The organism is Micromonospora sp. NPDC049257 (genome assembly GCF_040678915.1).
Taxonomy (GTDB): Bacteria; Actinomycetota; Actinomycetes; order Mycobacteriales; family Micromonosporaceae; genus Micromonospora; species Micromonospora antibiotica.
Genome location: NZ_JBFAQU010000012.1, coordinates 25,742 through 41,370, shown reverse-complemented (window position 1 = coordinate 41,370; position 15,629 = coordinate 25,742). Strand labels below are relative to the sequence as shown.

The following is a 15,629-nucleotide window of genomic DNA, read 5'->3' as shown; positions in this document are numbered from 1 at the left end:
CGGGCGGTGGTGACCGGGATCGGGGTGGTCGCGCCCAGCGGCATCGGCGTGGACGCGCACTGGCGGACGGTGACCGGGGGCGTCCGGCGGACCGGGCGGATCACCCTGTTCGACCCGACCGGCTACCCCACCCGGGTCGGCGGCGAGGTCCCCGACTTCCACCCGGCCGCGTACGTGGACACCCGGCAGCTCGTGCAGACCGACCGGTGGACCCAGCTCGGCTTCGCCGCGACCGCGTTGGCGCTCGCCGACGCCGGACTGCCCGCCCGCGCCCCCGACCCGTACGACTGGGCGGTCACCCTGGCCAGTTCGTCGGGGGGGAACCTGTTCGGGCAGCGGGAGCTGCAACGGCTCTGGGGCGGGTCGAGCCGCACCGTCGGGGCGTACCAGTCGATCGCCTGGTTCTATGCGGCAAGCGTCGGGCAGTTGTCCATCCACCACCAGTTCAAGGGACCGTCGGGGGTGCTGGTCGCCGAGGCCGCCGGTGGGCTGGACAGCCTCGCGCACGCGGTACGCACCATCCGGCGGGGCACGTCGGTGGTGATCGCCGGGGCGACCGAGTGCCCGCTGAGCCCGTACGCGTTGGCCTGTCAGCTCCGCTCCGGGCTGCTCAGCGCCGTCGACGAGCCGGCGGCGGCGTACCGGCCGTTCGACCGGGTGGCCGGCGGGTACGTGCCGGCCGAGGGGGGTGCGGTCTTCGTGGTGGAGGAGCGGGAGCACGCCCTGGCCCGGGGTGCCCGGATCTACGGGGAGGTGACCGGCTGGGCGGCCACCCACGACGCGGTGCACACCGGCCCGGACACCGCCGGCGACCCGGCGACGTACGCGCGGGCGATGCGACTGGCGCTGGCCCGCGCCGGCAGCACCGCCGACGAGGTGGACCTGGTCGTGCCCGACGCCCTCGGGGTGCCCCGCTACGACCGCAGTGAGGCGACGGCGCTGCGGGCGGTCTTCGGTGACCGGCCGCCGCCGGTGAGCACCCACAAGTCGTTGACCGGTCGGGCCCACCAGGGCGGGTCGGCCCTGGACGTGGCGACCGCGCTGCTCGCCTTCCACCGCGACACGCTGCCCGCCTCGGCCGGTCCGGTCGATCCGGCCCCGGGTTGCGAGCTGGACTTCCTGCGGGCCCCGCGTCGGCCTGTCAGTCGGGTGGCGCTGGTCTGTGCGCGTGGCTTCGACGGGTTCAACAGCGCGCTGGTGTTGCGGGGTGCCGTCCCACGACCGAGGAGCGCCACCGACTGATCACTGTGCGTCACTTCCGGGGGTGTGCCCGGCGGCAGGGACCTGTCGCCGGGCACACCTCCGTCCGCATCCGCCGGTGCCGCCTGCGGTGCCCGGTCCACCGTCCATGATGACCGGTGCTGACCAGGGGTGGGGCGTCGTCGGGCTGCCTGGTTCCACATCGGATCGGCGGGCACGGCGATGCCGCCGGCGGTGTCCCGGGTCGGCGTACGCGCCCGATCCTGCCCGGCCGATCGAGCGGCGGCAATCCGGCCGGCCGCCTTTTATGATCTAGCCATTCGCATCTAGAAATGCTCTTCCGGGCTGTCGTAGGGTGCCGTGAGCACGCCAAGAGACATCATTTATGGGCGCTTTTGCCCGATTCTATGCTGGACGGTGACCGGCGGTGACCATGTATCGCCCGACGGAAGATCCTGCGGCGCAAGACCCCGGTTGGGTGGACGACGTGTTGTTCTGCGGCCGTCCGACCGACATTTGTCTCCGGCTGCCCGAGCCGGTGGACCGGGCCACCCTGCACCGCTTGGTCGTCGAGGCACAGGACCGGCTGCGCGCCGCCGGACTGCGCCCCGGCGGGGCCGTCGCGTTGCGTCTGCCGCCCTCTTTGTCCTATGTGGTCAATCTGTTGGCCACGTGGCGCAGCGGTGGCCAGGCGGTGCTGCTCGACCACCGGCTCACCGACCACGAGGTCGACCGCGCGCTGCACCGGCTCACCCCGCAGGTGGTGGTGGCCCCGGCCCGCACCACCGGCGGCGCGTTGAAGGTCTTCGTCGACGTCACCGAGAGCGTGACCGGCTACGCGGACCGCCCGGCGGTCAGCGGCCACGCCGTGATCCAGCTCAGCTCCGGCTCCACCGGACCGTCCAAGGTGATCGGACGCACCGCCGCCGACCTGGTCGCCGAGGTGCACCGCTACACCCGGATCGACGGGGTGGCGCTGCCCGGCGAGCGGATCATCCTGCTGCCGTCCATGGTGCACGTGCTCGGCCTGGTCGGGGGGCTGCTCTACGGTCTGCACGCCCGCGTCGAGCTGGTCCCGCCGCAGCGGCTCGGCGGCGACGCCGTGCTGGCCGCGATCGCCGCCCAGGACACCCCGGCCACCGTCCTCGGCGTGCCCTTCCACATCGGCCTGCTCGCCTCCACCCGCCCGGACGGGCCCCTGCCCCAGTTCAAGCGGATGACCACCGGTGGGGAGCTGGTCCCGCCGGCCGTCGTGCAGGCGTTCACCGACCGGCACGGCGTACCACTGGGCAACATGTACGGGATGACCGAGGTCGGTGTCATCGGCACCGACCTGCACGGCAGCCACCGGCCGGCGATCATGCCCGCGCCCGGCATCGAGGTCCGCGAGTCCGACGGTGAGCTGCTGATCAGCTGTCCCGCCTCGCCGTACGTCGGGCTCAGCGACCCCGACCGCTGGGCCGACGGCTGGCTGCGTACCCGCGACGCGGGCACCGTCGACCCGGACACCGGCCTGGTCACCGTCCGGGGCCGGCTCGACTCGCAGGTCTCCGTGGGGGGCCTGAAGGTCGACCTCACCGAGGTCGAGGCCACCCTCACCGGCCTGCCCGGGGTGGCCGCCGCCGTGGTCACCTACGACGACGGGATCACCGCCTTCGTGCAGCCCGACGGCCCGCTGTCCGAGGACGTACTGGACAAGCTGCTCGCCGAACGACTGGCCGGCTACAAGCGGCCCCGCACCCTGCACATGGTGGCGCAACTGCCGCGTACCACCACCGGCAAACTGGTCCGCTCGCTGGACGTGCTGCGAACGGCGGCCCCGTGAGCGGTCCGCTCCATCCCACCCCCCGGCCGGTCCCCGAGGACCGCCGGGGAGTCACCACCGCGTCGCCACCGGCCGACCGTCGGCGGTACGCCCGAACCGTCCCCGCGCGGTGCCCCGACCGGGTGCCGGCAACTCGCCCATCGAGAGAGGTAACCGTCATGCGAGACGAGGTCCGAACCTTCGTCATCGAGCAGCTCCAGGACATGAACTACGACGTCGACGGGATCGACGACGACACCACCCTCGGCCCGTCCGGGGTGGACCTGGAGTCCCTCGCCCTGTCCGACCTGTCCGTCCGGGTGGAGGACCGGTACGGGTTGCGGTTCGCCGACGACGAGTCGGAGAAGCTGGCCCTGATGACGGTGGGGGAGTTCACCACCATGGTCGCCGACCGGGTCGCCGGGGCGACCACCGACAACCGCTGATGTCCGGTCAGCCCGACCTGGGGCGAGCTGACCTGGTGAGCATGCTCGCCGAACTCACCGGCAAACCCGTCGAGCAGGTCCCGCACCGGGTCGGCTCGATGGAACTGGCGTGGCTGGTGCACCTCGTCGAACAGCGTTACGGCACCCAGCTGGACCTCACCGACGACCAGCTCGCCGGTATCCGTACCGTCGACGACGCGTTGACCGTGTTCCACACCTACCTACCCGCCCCCGCCGATGGTTGAGCGGGCACCCGTCACGATCTCCGGCACGTACGCGGTCAGCGCCTTCGGTAGGGGCGTGGACGCGCTGCTGGCCGGGGTCCTGTCCGGCGTACCGGCGTTCCGGCCGGTGGGCCGCTTCGCCACCACCGGCCGCCGGGTGACCGTCGCGGCCACCCGGCCCGACGTGGCGACCCTGCCGCAGGAGCTGGCCGACGCCGTCGACGCGGCCTGCGTCACCGCCGGGCTCGACCCGGCACAGCGGGCCGGTGCGGCGCTGTTGCTGGCCACCCACGGCGGCCCGGCCACCCTGGCCGGCCCGTACACCGACGACCGGCCGGTCGCGGACACCGACGACCCGTGGTGGGCCGACGGGGAACGCGACGACGCCGGTCCGGCCTGGCCGGAGCTGCCCACACTGGCCGTCCGGTTGGCCCGGCGGTGCGGCCTCGGCGGCCCCACCCGGGTCTACACCACCGCCTGCGTCTCGGCGAGCAGCGCGGTGGCCGACGCCGCCGCGATGATCCACCGGGGGGACACCGACCGGGTCGTGGTGGCCGCCGGCTACCTGGTGGAACCGGACCAGTTCGCGCTCTTCGACGCCGGCCGTGCGCTCGCCGCCGACGGGGCGGTACGTCCGTTCAGCGTCGGACGGCAGGGGTTGCTGCTCGGTGACGGGGTGGCCGCGGTCGTGCTGGAGTCCGCCGCCGCGCTGCGCGCCCGGGGTGGCAGCCCCGTGGCGACGCTGGTCGGATGGGGGCGGGCCGGCGACGCCCACCACCCCTGCCAACCCGATCCGCAGGGCGCGGGGCTGGCCCGGGCGGTCGGAGCGGCGCTGGGCCGGGCCGGCCTGCCCGCCGGGGCGGTCGGTTACGTCAACGCGAACGCCACCGGCACCGGTTTCAGTGACGCCTCCGAGGCGGCGGCGCTGCGACTGGCCCTGGGCGAGCAGGCCGGGCAGGTGCCGGTCAGCTCCACCAAGGCGCTGCACGGGCACGCGCTGGAAGCGTCCGGCCTGCTCGAACTGGTGGTCACCGTGGCGGCGCTGGGGCACGGGAAACTGCCGGTCAACGCCGGCTGGCTCGGCCCCGACCCGGCCTGCCCGCTGGACGTGGTCACCGCCGCGCCCCGCCCGGTCACCAGCCGGTACGCGCTCAGCCTCAACGCCGCCTTCGGCGGCGCGAACACCGCACTGCTGGTGGGTGCGCCGTGACCGGCACGCGCGGCCCGGGGCACGGGATCGTCCCGGGCCGTCCGGCCGGCCACGGCGCACCCCGGGTGCTGGCGCAGGCGCGCTGGCCGGAGCCGGGCGACGGGCCACCACCGCCGCTGCCCGGGTTCGTGCACTCGGCGTTCGCGCCGCTGGTCGCGGCGGCGGCCGGGCGGTGCCTGGAACGTCGCCCGAGCCCGGCCCCGGCCGGGGCCCGGTGCGCGGTGGTGCTGGTCAGCGCCGCCGGGGACCGGCCCAGTGCCACGCACGTCCGGTCGACCGTCGCCGCCGGGGGGCGGGTCGGTCCACTGTTCTTCTTCCAGTCGGTGCCCAACAGCGTGGCCGGGCAGGTCGCCGCCCGTTGGGGACTGACCGGTCCGGTGGTGTGCCTGAGCCCGACCGGCGACCCACGGGCCGACGCCACCGCCGAGGGGGAACTGCTGCTGTACGACGGCGACGCCGACGAGGCGTTGCTGGTCCTGATCGACGAGGCACCCGACGCGACGCCTACCGGTGCGGTCGCGGTGCTGCTGGGGGGAGGAGACAGTCAATGAGGACGAAGGGACTGCGGGGTGCGCTCGCCGCCGATCCGCAACTCGGCGCGGGAAACGTGCTGGCCCGGGTGCTCGCCCACGGTGCGGACCCGCAGGGGCCGGGGCTGACCTTCGACACCCCGGTCGACGGGCACCCCGCCGGGCAGCCGCTCACCCTGGGTCAGCTCGACGAGCGGGTCGCCGCCCGGGCGGCCTGGCTGCACGACCGGGGGGTGCGGCCCCGTGACCCGGTCGCCGTCTGGGCCACCGCCGCCGCCGACATGGTGCTGAGCTTCCTGGCGTTGGCCCGGCTCGGCGCGATCCCGGCGCTGATGAACGGCAAGCTGCGCCCCGAGATCGCCGCCGAGTACATCCGCCGGCTGCGCGGTGCCGGGGTGCTCACCGACGCCGCGCACACCGAGCTGCTGGCCGGGCACGACCTCGGCGCACCCCTGCTGGGCACCCCGCAGGAGGCCGGCAGCGGTGACCCGGCGCAGGCCCCCGCCGACTACCGGCACCACCCCGACGACCCGATCGTCATCACCCACACCTCCGGCACCACCGGGGTACCGAAGGCGGTGCTGCACTCGCACGCCAGCCTCTTCGCCGCCACCCGGCACCTGCTGTCCATGCCGCAGGCGCAGGGCACCCGGCGGATCCTCAACGCGCTGCCCGCCCCGCACACCGCGACGGTGCTCATGGTCAACCAGGCGTTGGGCAACCAGGCGGAGATGTTCCTGCTGTCCGAGCAGGGCGGCGAGCGGGTCCTCGACGCCATCGGGCAGTGGCGGCCCGACGGGGTCTTCGGTTTCTCGATGACCTGGGCGGAGCTGGCCCGCTTCGACCTGAGCGGGTACGACCTGGACTCGGTGCGGCTGTGGTTCAACACCGGCGACTGCTCGCACGAGCCGCACGTACGCCGGCTCGTCGCGGTCGGCTCGCGGGACGTGTTCACCCGGCAGGGCGTCACCCGGGTCCCCGGTTCCGTCTTCATCGACGGCCTCGGCTCCAGCGAGATGGGGCACTCGATGTTCCACATCACGCACACCACCGACACCGACCGGTACGGCCGCTGCGTGGGCCGCCCCTACCGGTTCGCCCGGGTGGCCGTCCTCGACGCCGAGGGCAACGAGCTGCCCCCCGGTCAGGTCGGCTTCCTCGGCATCGACTCGCCGTCGCTGTTCCGGGGCTACTGGAACGACTCGGTGACCAGCTACCGGTTCCGGCTGCGCGGCTGGTACCTCACCGGTGACCTGGTCCACGCCGACGCCGACGGTCGCTACTACCACCTGGACCGGGCGGTCGACTCGGTGACGCTGCCCGACGGGCGGCGCTACTTCACCGCGTTGTCCGAGGAACGGGTGCTCGCCGCCTGCCCCGACGTCACCGACTGCACGGTGCTGATCGTCGCCGACGGTGACACGGTCACCACCGACGTGCTGCTGGAACTGGCCGCCGGGGCGGACCCGACCGTCGACCGGACCGAGGCGATCCGGGCCGCGCTCGGGGCGGACGTGGGAGCCACCCTGCGTCGGGTGGTGCCGGTGAGCGCCGACGACATCCCGGTCACCGTCACCGGCAAGGTCCGCAAGGTGGCGCTGCGCGAACGCTACCTCGCCGGGTCGTCATCATGACCGTCGTGATCACCGGGATGGGCCTGTTCAGCCCGGTCGGGCGGGGGGTGGACGCCACCTTCGCCGCGTTGACCACCGGGACGTCCGGGTTGAGCCGGCCGCCCGAGGGACACCCGGCCCGGGAGTCGCTCGAGGTCGCCGGGGTGCTCCCGCCGATCGACCCGCGTACGGTCGCCACCGGCCCGGAAACCAAGGTACTCGACCGGGTCGTGCTGTTCGCCCTGCTCACCGCCGCCGAAGCGCTCGCCGACGCGGGCATCGAGGTGGGCCGGGACGTCGACCCGGCGCGGATCGGCGTCATCGTCGGCGGGGTCGGTGGGATGTCCACCCTGGAGCAGCAGGTGATCGCCCGCACCGAGCGGGGCCGGGCGGCGGTCAGCCCGTACCTGCTGACCGGCATCCTGCCCAACATGGCGTCGGCGCGGATCGCCATCGCCCACGGCATCCGGGGTTACAGCTCGTCGGTCGGCACGGCCTGTGCCTCCGGGGCCCAGGCGGTCGCCGACGCGGCCCGGCTGATCCGGGCCGGTGAGGCCGACGTGGTGCTCTGCGGGGCCAGCGAGGCGCCGCTCTTCCCGACCTTCGCCGACACCTTCGGCAACGCCCGCGCGCTGGCCCGCGGCTGGGCCGACCCGAGCGAGGCGAGCCGACCGTTCGACAGGCGACGCAACGGGTTCGTGCTCGCCGAGGGGGCCGCCCTGCTGGTGCTGGAACGGGCCGGGCACGCTGCCGCCCGGGGCGCCCGCAGCTATGCGGAGGTGGCCGGCTACGGCAGCACCACCGACGCGCACCACCCGACCATGCCCCGGCCCGACGGTGAGGGGGCGGCCGACTGCATGCGGCAGGCCCTGGCCCGGGCCGACGTTCCGCCGGCCGAGGTCGGCTACGTCAACGCCCACGGCACCGGCACCAAACTCGGCGACATCGCCGAGAGCACCGCGCTGGGCAAGGTCTTCGGGGTCGGCGGGGTGCCGGTCAGCTCCACCAAGGCGCTCACCGGGCACCTGCTCGGCGCGTCCGGGGTGGTGGAGGCGGCGGCCTGCGCGTTGGCGTTGCGCGCCGGCCTGCTGCCGCCGACGTACCACCTGGACGACCCGGACCCGGACTGCCCGGCTGACCACGTCCGCGACGTGCCACGGGCGAGCCGGGCCGAATTCGCGCTCACCAACTCCTTCGGATTCGGCGGGCAGAACGTGAGCCTGCTGCTGCGGCGTACCACCGGGGCTGGCGTCCGGCCCGCCGGGCCGGGGAGGTGATCGACGCTGCGACCCGGGCCGCACGCGCCCGGACGGCAGTCACGGGGGGACATGGGGAAGGGCTGGAGAGATGGATATTCGTGGCATAGACCACATTGAACTGTACGTGGGGGACGCCCGACAGGCGGCCTTCTACTTCGGGACCGCCGTCGGTTTCACCCTGCGGGGCCAGGGCGGTCCGGAGACCGGGCTGGTCGGGCAGCGTTCCCTGTTGCTGGGTCAGGCCGACATCCGGATGGTGCTGACCTCCGGGCTCACCGCCGACCATCCCGCCTCGACGTACGTGTCCCGGCACGGTGACGGGATCGCGGTGGTGGCGGTGGAGGTCGGCGACGCCGCCGGGGCGTACGCGGAGCTGGTGGCCCGGGGTGCGACGCCGGTGACGCCGCCGCGCACCTGGACCGGCGCGGACGCCGAGGTGGTGACCGCCGAGGTGGGCGGCTTCGGTGACGTGCTGCACCGGCTGGTGGAGCGGCGCGGAGACTCCGACGACTTCCTGCCCGGCGCGATCGAGGCGACCCCGGCCGGCGGGACCGACCCGCGGCTGCTCGCCGAGATCGACCACCTGGCGGTCTGCGTGCCGCCCGGTCAGCTCGACGACACCGTCGCGCTCTACGAGCGGGTGTTCGGCTTCGCGCAGATCTTCGAGGAGCACATCGAGGTCGCCGGGCAGGCGATGAACTCCAAGGTGGTGCAGGACGCCTCCGGGCGGGTCACCCTGGTGCTGCTGGAGCCGGACGCCGGTCGGCGGCCCGGTCAGATCGACAAGTTCCTCACCGAGCACCACGGGGCCGGGGTGCAGCACCTGGGGCTGCGCACCGACGACATCGTCGGCGCGGTCGGCGCGCTGGGCGCCCGCGGGGTGCGCTTCGCCGGCACGCCGGCCGCCTACTACGACACCCTGGAGCAGCGGGTCGGCAAGGTGGACGCGCCGCTGGACCGGCTGCGGGACCTCAGCATCCTGGTCGACGCCGACCACGGCGGGCAGCTGTTGCAGATCTTCACCGAGTCGATGCACGTCCGCCGCACCCTGTTCCTCGAGCTGATCGAGCGGCGGGGGGCGCGCACCTTCGGCAGCGGCAACATCCGGGCGCTCTACGAGGCCAAGGAACGGGAGCTGGCCGCGGCGGGGGCGACCCCCGCCGTCGCGGTCGGCACGGCACGAGGAGTAGGGGCATGACCACGACACATCCGACGTTGACCGCCGAGGAGGAGTCACTGCTCCCCTCAGCGGAGGACGTGCGGCACTACGCCGAGCACGGCTGGTACCTGACGAAGAAGCTGCTCACCGACGCCGAGGTGGACGCCCTGACCGCGGCCACCGACCGCTACTACGACGGTGAGCGGGACCGCACCCTGCCGGTGCGCCCGCCGAAGCTGGCCTACTGGGACCCGTCGAAGGGGCCGGTGCAGCGGCACAACGACTACGTCCACTACGAGCACGACGGGATCGCCGCGATCCTGCGCAAGCCGCTGATCGGCGCGGTCGCCGCCCGGCTGGCGCAGGCCGACGAGATCCGCATCTTCCAGTCCACGCTGATCTACAAGCCGCCGATCTCGGGTGAACCGTCGAACATCGTGCCCTGGCACTTCGACAAGCACTACTGGTCGTCCTCGTCGTCGGAGCGGATGCTCACCGCGTTCATCCCGTTCCACGACTGCGGGGAGGAGATGGGCACCATCACCATGGTCGACGGTTCGCACCGGTGGTCGGAGATCGGCGCGGACGACACCGTGGTCCGGCACTTCGCCGACCGGGACCGCGACCAGCTCGAGGAGATGCTGGCCGAGAACGCGGCGCACAACGGCGCACAGATCCGCAAGATCCCGATGGTGATCCCCAAGGGGCACATGAGTTTCCACCACTGCCGCACCTACCACGGCAGTGGCGCGAACGTCAGCGGACGCCCGCGCCGGGCGATCTCGCTGCACCTGCAGGACGGCGACAACGCCCACCGGGAGTTCCCGCTCTCCGACGGCACCCTCGCCGCGTACAACCACGACGTGCTGGTCCGCCGTACCCCCGAGGGTCGGCCGGACTACGCGGACCCCGACTACTGCCCGGTCATCTGGCGCGAGCGCGCCCAGCAGGAAGGCTAGAAACATGTCACGGTACGACTGGGGCAAGACACACCCGGGCATCGAGCGGCTGGAGAAGGCGGTGACCGACCGCCGCGACGTGGTGGTCAAGCACCCGCTCTACGCCAACCTGGACACCCACGAGGCGCTGGTCACCTTCATGGAGCACCACGTCTTCGCGGTCTGGGACTTCATGTCCCTGCTGAAGTCGTTGCAGCGGCAACTCACCTGCGTCGACGTGCCGTGGATCCCCACCGGACCGACCGGCAGCCGCCGGTTGATCAACGACATCGTCATGGTGGAGGAGAGCGACGAGCTGGGCGAGGGCTTCATCAGCCACTTCGAGCTGTACGTGCGGGGGATGGGCGAGGCGGGCGCGGACACCACCGCCGTCGACCGGCTGGTCGAGCTGCTGCGCGCCGGCTCGTCGGTCACCGACGCGCTGGTCGAGGCGGGCGTGCCCGCACCGTCGCGGGCCTTCGCCGCCACCACCTGGCAGATCATCTCCTCGACCCCGGTGCACTGTCAGGCCGCCGCGTTCGCGTTCGGCCGGGAGGACCTGATCCCCGACATGTTCACCCAGGTCGTCGCCGTCAACGAGCGCAGCAACCGGCTGCACACCTTCGTCGACTACCTGGAGCGGCACATCGAGGTCGACGGTGAGCAGCACACCCCGATGGCGATGCAGATGCTCGCCGACCTGTGCGGCGACGACGACACCAAGTGGCAGGAGTGCGCCGACACGGTCAACCTGGCGCTGACCGCCCGCGCGCAGCTCTGGGACGACATCCTCGCCGCCGTCAAGGAGGGCCGCGACCGGTGACCGACGCCGACCCGGCCCGGCTCTACCGCACGGTACGGCTGATCCGTCGGTTCGAGGAGCGGGCCATCGCCCTGGTCCGCTCCGGGCACATCGTCGGCGGCATCCACCCCTACCTCGGTCAGGAGGGGGTCGCCGCCGGTGTGTGCGCCGCACTCGACGCGGGGGACCTGGTCACCGGCACCCACCGGGGGCACGGCCACGTGCTCGCCAAGGGTGCCGACCCGGCCCGGATGATGGCCGAACTGTGCGGCCGGGAAACCGGACTGAACCGGGGCCGGGGCGGCTCGATGCACGCCGCGGACCTCTCCATCGGGGTGCTCGGCGCCAACGCCATCGTCGGGGCGTCCCCGGCGATCCTCACCGGCGCGGTGTGGGCGCACCGGCAGCGCGGCAACCCCGTGGTCGGGGCGAGCTTCTTCGGTGACGGCGCGGTCAACGAGGGGATGCTGCTGGAGGCGTTCAACCTGGCCGCGCTCTGGCGGGTGCCGGTGCTGCTGGTCTGCGAGAACAACGGCTACGCCACCACCATGCCGGTGGCCGGCGCGGTCGCCGGCACCATCACCGGGCGGGCCGAGGCGTTCGGCATCCCGGCCGTCGTCGTCGACGGACAGGACCCGGAGGCGGTCCGGCAGGTCACGGCCGCCGCCGTCGCGCGGATGCGCGACGGCGGCGGGCCGGAGCTGGTCGAGGCCCGCACCTACCGGTTCGACGCCCACCACACCTTCGAACACGCGGTACGCCTGGCGTACCGCACGCCGCAGGAGGTGGCCGACGGCCGGTCCCGGGACCCGGTGGACATCCAGGGTGCCCGGCTGTCCCCGGCCGACCGGGAGGCGGTCGACGCCGAGGTGGAGGCCACCCTCGACGCGGCCGTCGCGTTCGCCCTGGCCGGCCCCGAACCGGACCCGGCCGGTGCGTTGGACCACCTGTACGCCAGTGGGCTGACCGCCCGGGGAGGCTCCTGAGATGCCACGGCTGTCCTACCGCAAGGCGCTCACCCGGGCGCTGACCGACGAGATGACCCGGGACGAGTCGGTGTTCCTGCTCGGCGAGGACATCCGGGTGGGCGCGTCCAACGTCACCCCGGGCCTGCTGAAGCGGTTCGGACCGGACCGGGTGCTGGACACCCCGCTGTCGGAGCAGGCGTTCACCAGTTTCGCCACCGGGGCCGCGCTGGCCGGGCTGCGGCCGGTGGTGGAGTTCCAGATCCCGTCCCTGCTGTTTCTGGTCTTCGAGCAGATCGTCAACCACGCGCACAAGTTCCCGATGATGACCGGCGGGCAGTGCTCGGTGCCGGTCACCTACCTGGTGCCCGGCTCCGGTTCCCGTACCGGCTGGGCGGGGCAGCACTCCGACCACCCGTACTCGCTGTTCGCGCACGTCGGGATCGTCACCGTGGTGCCGGCCACCCCGGCCGACGCGTACGGGCTGCTGGCCTCGGCGATCCGGCACGACGACCCGGTGGTGGTCTTCGCCCCGGCCGCCGCGCTGGAGGTCCGCGACGACGTCGACTTCGCCACCCTCGCCCCGGTGCCGCTGGGGCGCGGGGTGGTCCGCCGGGCCGGCGACGACGTCACCGTCGTCGCCGTCGGGCACCTGGTGCACGACGCGCTGGCCGTCGCCGAGGAGTTGGCCGACCAGGTGTCGGTGGAGGTGTTCGACCCGCGCACGATCTACCCGTTCGACCTCGACGGCCTGCTGGACTCGGTGTCCCGTACCGGCCGGCTGGTGGTGGTCGACGACTCCAACCGGTCCTGCGGCATCGCCGCCGAGATCATCACCTCGGTGCTGGAGCGGGTGCCGCTGGTCGCGCCGCCGCGCCGGGTCACCCGGCCGGACGGTGCGGTGCTGCCCTTCGCGCCGGTGCTCGACCGGGCCGTGCAGCCGGGCCGCGAGCAACTCACCGCCGCCATCCAACTGACCATGAAGGACAGATCATGACCGATCCGAACTACCTCTGGCCCGAGCCCGGTCAGGCGTGGCGCGAGCTGCCGGAGCCGGCCCGTACGGCGATGGTGTCCAGCGGGGCCGCCGCCTGGCGGGAGATCTTCTACGGCTGTGCGACGTACAACAAGCAGTGGCGGCTGGCCCGGCCCCCGGTCATGCCGGCGGACGCGTTCCGTGAGCTGAACGAGGTCTGCGACCGGATCGCCCAGCTCATCCTGGACGCCTGCCGGCGGCGGGCCCGCACCGCCGGGGAGCTGCGCGAGCTGCTCGGGGTGCCCGCGGGGGCGACGCGGCTGCTCGACGAGTCCGAGGAGCTGTCCGAGGAGCTGCTCGCCGCCTACCGGCCCGACGTGCTGATCTCCGGTGGGGTGCCGAGGATCGTCGAGTACAACATCGACAGCAGCCTGGGCGGCGGTTTCGACGCCGACACGGTGGTCCGCCGGTACGCGGCGCTCTACCAGGAGCAGGGCATCCTCGACGGGTTGCCGGTGCGGCCGGCGGATTCCCTGCTGGACCAGCGGTTCGTGGCGATCCGCGACGGGCTGTCCCTGCCCGACGGGGCCCGGGTGGCGCTGCTGCTCGACTTCGACGCCGACTACCCCGGCCTGGAGACCCCGGACGACTTCATCAAGATCCTCTCGCCGCTGATCGACCAGGCCCGCCGGTTCGGCATCGACCTGGTGATCGCCCCGGTCGGCACGGCCACCCTCGACGACGCGAAGCGGCTGGTCGTCGGCGGCGCACCGGTCGACGCGCTGTTCCGGCTCTTCGTGCCTAACCGGGTCACCCCGAGCGCCGGCCTGGACGCGGTGGCCGGGGCGCTCGACGCCGGCACCCTGCCGATGTTCGTCAGCACCGCCGCCTGGCTGCTCGGCAACAAAATCAACTTCGCCTGGCTCTACGAGGACCTGGACCTGCTCTCCGCCGACGACCAGGCCCTGGTCCGCCGGTACGTGCCGCACACCGTGGCGTTCACCGACGCCGAACTGGACCGGGCACTTGCCGACCGGGAGAACCTGGTCGTCAAGCCGGCCGACGGCTCGGCCGGCCACGGGGTGCTCATCGGCCGGGAGATGGGCGACGCGGAGTGGGTCGAGGGCCTGCGCGCCGCCCTCGACCGGGGCGGCGACATCCTCCAGCGGTACTGGCCCGCCGACCGGGTGGAGATGGACTTCGTCCAGATCGAGACCGGCGAGACGGTCACCGCCGAGGTGCCCTACAGCATCGCCCCGTACCTGTTCGGCCGTACCGGCTCGGGTGCCCTGGCCCGGGTCGGCTTCCCCGGCTGCGACGAGGTCCTCAACCTGGCCCGTGGCGTCCTCCTCACCGGCATCCTCCTCACCAACTGACCCACCCCGCCCCCCGCCCCGCCCTCCGCCCCGCCCCCGCCCCGCCCCCTCCGCCCTGCCCCCCTCCGCCCCCCGCCCCGGTGATCAAGAGGTTTGCGTCACCAGATCGCGGAATGTTGACGCAAACCTCTTGATCACCCGGCGCTGGCCGGGCTGGGGTGCGGTGATCAAGAGGTTTGGGGCGGGATAGCGGCTTCGGATGACGTAAACCTCTTGATCGACCCCGGCGGGCCGATTGGCCCCGGCGGGTAGGCCGGGCCTCGGCGGGCCGGTTGGGCCCGGCGGGCTGGTTAGGCCCGGCGGGCTGGTTGAGCTTCGGCGGGCGGTGGGGTGTCAGGGGTGGGTGCCGAGGTGGGTGGCGAGGCGGCGGATGGTTTCGGCGGCGGCGATGGCGTCGCTGCGGGCGCTGCCGTGCCGTCCGTCGCTGCTGTACATCGAGGGGTCGGTGCCGGCCGGGTGGTCGGTCAGGTTCACGTGCAGCGCGCCCAGCCGGTCGGCGAGCCGGCCGGTACGCGAGGAGAGCAGCCGCATCCGGGCACCGAGGCCGGGCCGCAGCGCCGCCGGGACCGCCGGGCTGTGCGACACGTCGAACATGCCCACCGTGATCACGTCGGCCCCGGCGTCGCGCAGCGCGCCGACGATCGCGGTCAGCTCGGTGTCGACCGCGTCCGGGTCGAACGCCGTGCGGAAGGCGTCGTTGCCGCCGCAGACCACCAGCGCCAGGTCGGGGGAGAAGGCCAGCGCCCGGTCCAGCTGGCCCGCCCGGACCTGTTGCGCCCGCAGCCCGCGCCGACCCAGGTTGAGGTACGCCAACGCGGGGCGTACCGCCGCCAGTTCGGCCGCGATCCGGTCGGCCCACTGCACGTCCGGGTACCCCTCGACCGGCTCACACATGCCCTCCGCGACGCTGTCGCCGAGCACCACGAACCGGTGCCACGGATGGTCGCGCAGCAGCGCGGCACTCTCCCCCTCACGCAGGCAGTACGGATCGGTGGCCTCGGTCAACATCGATGACATGGCCGGCAATCTAGCCGACCGTACCGGCGTGGTCGATCACTGCGACCGGGCGGATCGCCTGATGGTCGTCCCGGTGCGCCGACTCGCGTCGACGCCGGTCACCTGGCCCC

The 15,629-nt window shown here is 73.3% G+C and carries 15 protein-coding genes; 14 read left to right on the top strand and 1 reads right to left on the bottom strand.

Going from position 1 to position 15,629, the window contains the following annotated elements:
* The first annotated feature begins 6 nt into the window (after positions 1 to 6).
* From AB0K25_RS18820 to AB0K25_RS18755, 14 genes are all read left to right on the top strand, one after another.
* Positions 7 to 1,242, top strand: a complete 1,236-nt coding sequence (locus tag AB0K25_RS18820) for a beta-ketoacyl synthase N-terminal-like domain-containing protein (protein ID WP_363821530.1) — start codon at positions 7 to 9, stop codon at positions 1,240 to 1,242.
* A gap of 391 nt (positions 1,243 to 1,633) precedes the next feature.
* Positions 1,634 to 3,025: a class I adenylate-forming enzyme family protein gene (locus AB0K25_RS18815; RefSeq protein ID WP_219470016.1), complete on the top strand. Its 1,392-nt coding sequence runs from the start codon at positions 1,634 to 1,636 to the stop codon at positions 3,023 to 3,025.
* Positions 3,026 to 3,183: 158 nt separating this feature from the next.
* Complete coding sequence (locus tag AB0K25_RS18810) at positions 3,184 to 3,450, top strand: acyl carrier protein (RefSeq protein WP_208566511.1); 267 nt, start codon at positions 3,184 to 3,186, stop codon at positions 3,448 to 3,450.
* Positions 3,450 to 3,695 (top strand): acyl carrier protein, encoded by a 246-nt coding sequence (locus AB0K25_RS18805; protein ID WP_208566510.1) that lies wholly within the window; start codon positions 3,450 to 3,452, stop codon positions 3,693 to 3,695. The genes AB0K25_RS18810 and AB0K25_RS18805 overlap by 1 nt, the downstream gene beginning before the upstream one ends.
* On the top strand, positions 3,688 to 4,884 hold the full coding sequence (locus AB0K25_RS18800; protein ID WP_208566509.1) for a beta-ketoacyl synthase N-terminal-like domain-containing protein: 1,197 nt from the start codon (positions 3,688 to 3,690) through the stop codon (positions 4,882 to 4,884). Before AB0K25_RS18805 ends, AB0K25_RS18800 begins: the two co-directional genes overlap by 8 nt.
* 26 nt (positions 4,885 to 4,910) lie before the next feature.
* Positions 4,911 to 5,435: a beta-ketoacyl synthase chain length factor gene (locus AB0K25_RS18795; protein WP_308291096.1), complete on the top strand. Its 525-nt coding sequence runs from the start codon at positions 4,911 to 4,913 to the stop codon at positions 5,433 to 5,435.
* Positions 5,432 to 7,048 carry a class I adenylate-forming enzyme family protein gene (locus tag AB0K25_RS18790; protein ID WP_219462430.1) on the top strand — a complete coding sequence of 539 codons (1,617 nt, stop codon included), beginning with the start codon at positions 5,432 to 5,434 and terminating at the stop codon, positions 7,046 to 7,048. The genes AB0K25_RS18795 and AB0K25_RS18790 overlap by 4 nt, the downstream gene beginning before the upstream one ends.
* On the top strand, positions 7,045 to 8,304 hold the full coding sequence (locus tag AB0K25_RS18785; RefSeq protein WP_219462428.1) for a beta-ketoacyl-[acyl-carrier-protein] synthase family protein: 1,260 nt from the start codon (positions 7,045 to 7,047) through the stop codon (positions 8,302 to 8,304). The genes AB0K25_RS18790 and AB0K25_RS18785 overlap by 4 nt, the downstream gene beginning before the upstream one ends.
* A 70-nt stretch (positions 8,305 to 8,374) precedes the next feature.
* Positions 8,375 to 9,484: a 4-hydroxyphenylpyruvate dioxygenase gene (hppD, locus tag AB0K25_RS18780; RefSeq protein ID WP_219462426.1), complete on the top strand. Its 1,110-nt coding sequence runs from the start codon at positions 8,375 to 8,377 to the stop codon at positions 9,482 to 9,484.
* The gene (locus AB0K25_RS18775) at positions 9,481 to 10,404 is read left to right on the top strand and encodes a phytanoyl-CoA dioxygenase family protein (RefSeq protein WP_219462425.1); all 924 of its coding nucleotides are present in this window, start codon (positions 9,481 to 9,483) and stop codon (positions 10,402 to 10,404) included. The genes hppD and AB0K25_RS18775 overlap by 4 nt, the downstream gene beginning before the upstream one ends.
* Before the next feature lie 4 nt (positions 10,405 to 10,408).
* Positions 10,409 to 11,206 (top strand): DUF3050 domain-containing protein, encoded by a 798-nt coding sequence (locus tag AB0K25_RS18770; protein ID WP_208566504.1) that lies wholly within the window; start codon positions 10,409 to 10,411, stop codon positions 11,204 to 11,206.
* Positions 11,203 to 12,171 (top strand): thiamine pyrophosphate-dependent dehydrogenase E1 component subunit alpha, encoded by a 969-nt coding sequence (locus AB0K25_RS18765; protein WP_363821381.1) that lies wholly within the window; start codon positions 11,203 to 11,205, stop codon positions 12,169 to 12,171. Before AB0K25_RS18770 ends, AB0K25_RS18765 begins: the two co-directional genes overlap by 4 nt.
* Position 12,172: 1 nt before the next feature.
* On the top strand, positions 12,173 to 13,147 hold the full coding sequence (locus tag AB0K25_RS18760) for a transketolase C-terminal domain-containing protein (protein ID WP_208566502.1): 975 nt from the start codon (positions 12,173 to 12,175) through the stop codon (positions 13,145 to 13,147).
* Complete coding sequence (locus AB0K25_RS18755) at positions 13,144 to 14,502, top strand: hypothetical protein (RefSeq protein WP_363821378.1); 1,359 nt, start codon at positions 13,144 to 13,146, stop codon at positions 14,500 to 14,502. The genes AB0K25_RS18760 and AB0K25_RS18755 overlap by 4 nt, the downstream gene beginning before the upstream one ends.
* A gap of 333 nt (positions 14,503 to 14,835) precedes the next feature.
* On the opposite strand, the gene AB0K25_RS18750 is transcribed toward AB0K25_RS18755, so the two are convergent.
* Positions 14,836 to 15,519, bottom strand: coding sequence for an SGNH/GDSL hydrolase family protein (locus AB0K25_RS18750; RefSeq protein ID WP_208566500.1), 684 nt, complete (start codon positions 15,517 to 15,519; stop codon positions 14,836 to 14,838).
* Positions 15,520 to 15,629 lie beyond the last annotated feature (110 nt).

Excerpts from the sequence above, each read along its gene's own strand:
- AB0K25_RS18815 (WP_219470016.1), top strand. The coding sequence starts at position 1,634 with ATGTATCGCCCGACGGAAGATCCTGCGGCGCAAGACCCCGGTTGGGTG.
- AB0K25_RS18810 (WP_208566511.1), top strand. The coding sequence starts at position 3,184 with ATGCGAGACGAGGTCCGAACCTTCGTCATCGAGCAGCTCCAGGACATG.
- AB0K25_RS18805 (WP_208566510.1), top strand. The coding sequence starts at position 3,450 with ATGTCCGGTCAGCCCGACCTGGGGCGAGCTGACCTGGTGAGCATGCTC.
- AB0K25_RS18800 (WP_208566509.1), top strand. The coding sequence starts at position 3,688 with ATGGTTGAGCGGGCACCCGTCACGATCTCCGGCACGTACGCGGTCAGC.
- AB0K25_RS18790 (WP_219462430.1), top strand. The coding sequence starts at position 5,432 with ATGAGGACGAAGGGACTGCGGGGTGCGCTCGCCGCCGATCCGCAACTC.
- AB0K25_RS18785 (WP_219462428.1), top strand. The coding sequence starts at position 7,045 with ATGACCGTCGTGATCACCGGGATGGGCCTGTTCAGCCCGGTCGGGCGG.
- hppD (WP_219462426.1), top strand. The coding sequence starts at position 8,375 with ATGGATATTCGTGGCATAGACCACATTGAACTGTACGTGGGGGACGCC.
- AB0K25_RS18775 (WP_219462425.1), top strand. The coding sequence starts at position 9,481 with ATGACCACGACACATCCGACGTTGACCGCCGAGGAGGAGTCACTGCTC.
- AB0K25_RS18770 (WP_208566504.1), top strand. The coding sequence starts at position 10,409 with ATGTCACGGTACGACTGGGGCAAGACACACCCGGGCATCGAGCGGCTG.
- AB0K25_RS18760 (WP_208566502.1), top strand. The coding sequence starts at position 12,173 with ATGCCACGGCTGTCCTACCGCAAGGCGCTCACCCGGGCGCTGACCGAC.
- AB0K25_RS18755 (WP_363821378.1), top strand. The coding sequence starts at position 13,144 with ATGACCGATCCGAACTACCTCTGGCCCGAGCCCGGTCAGGCGTGGCGC.
- AB0K25_RS18750 (WP_208566500.1), bottom strand. The coding sequence starts at position 15,519 with ATGTCATCGATGTTGACCGAGGCCACCGATCCGTACTGCCTGCGTGAG.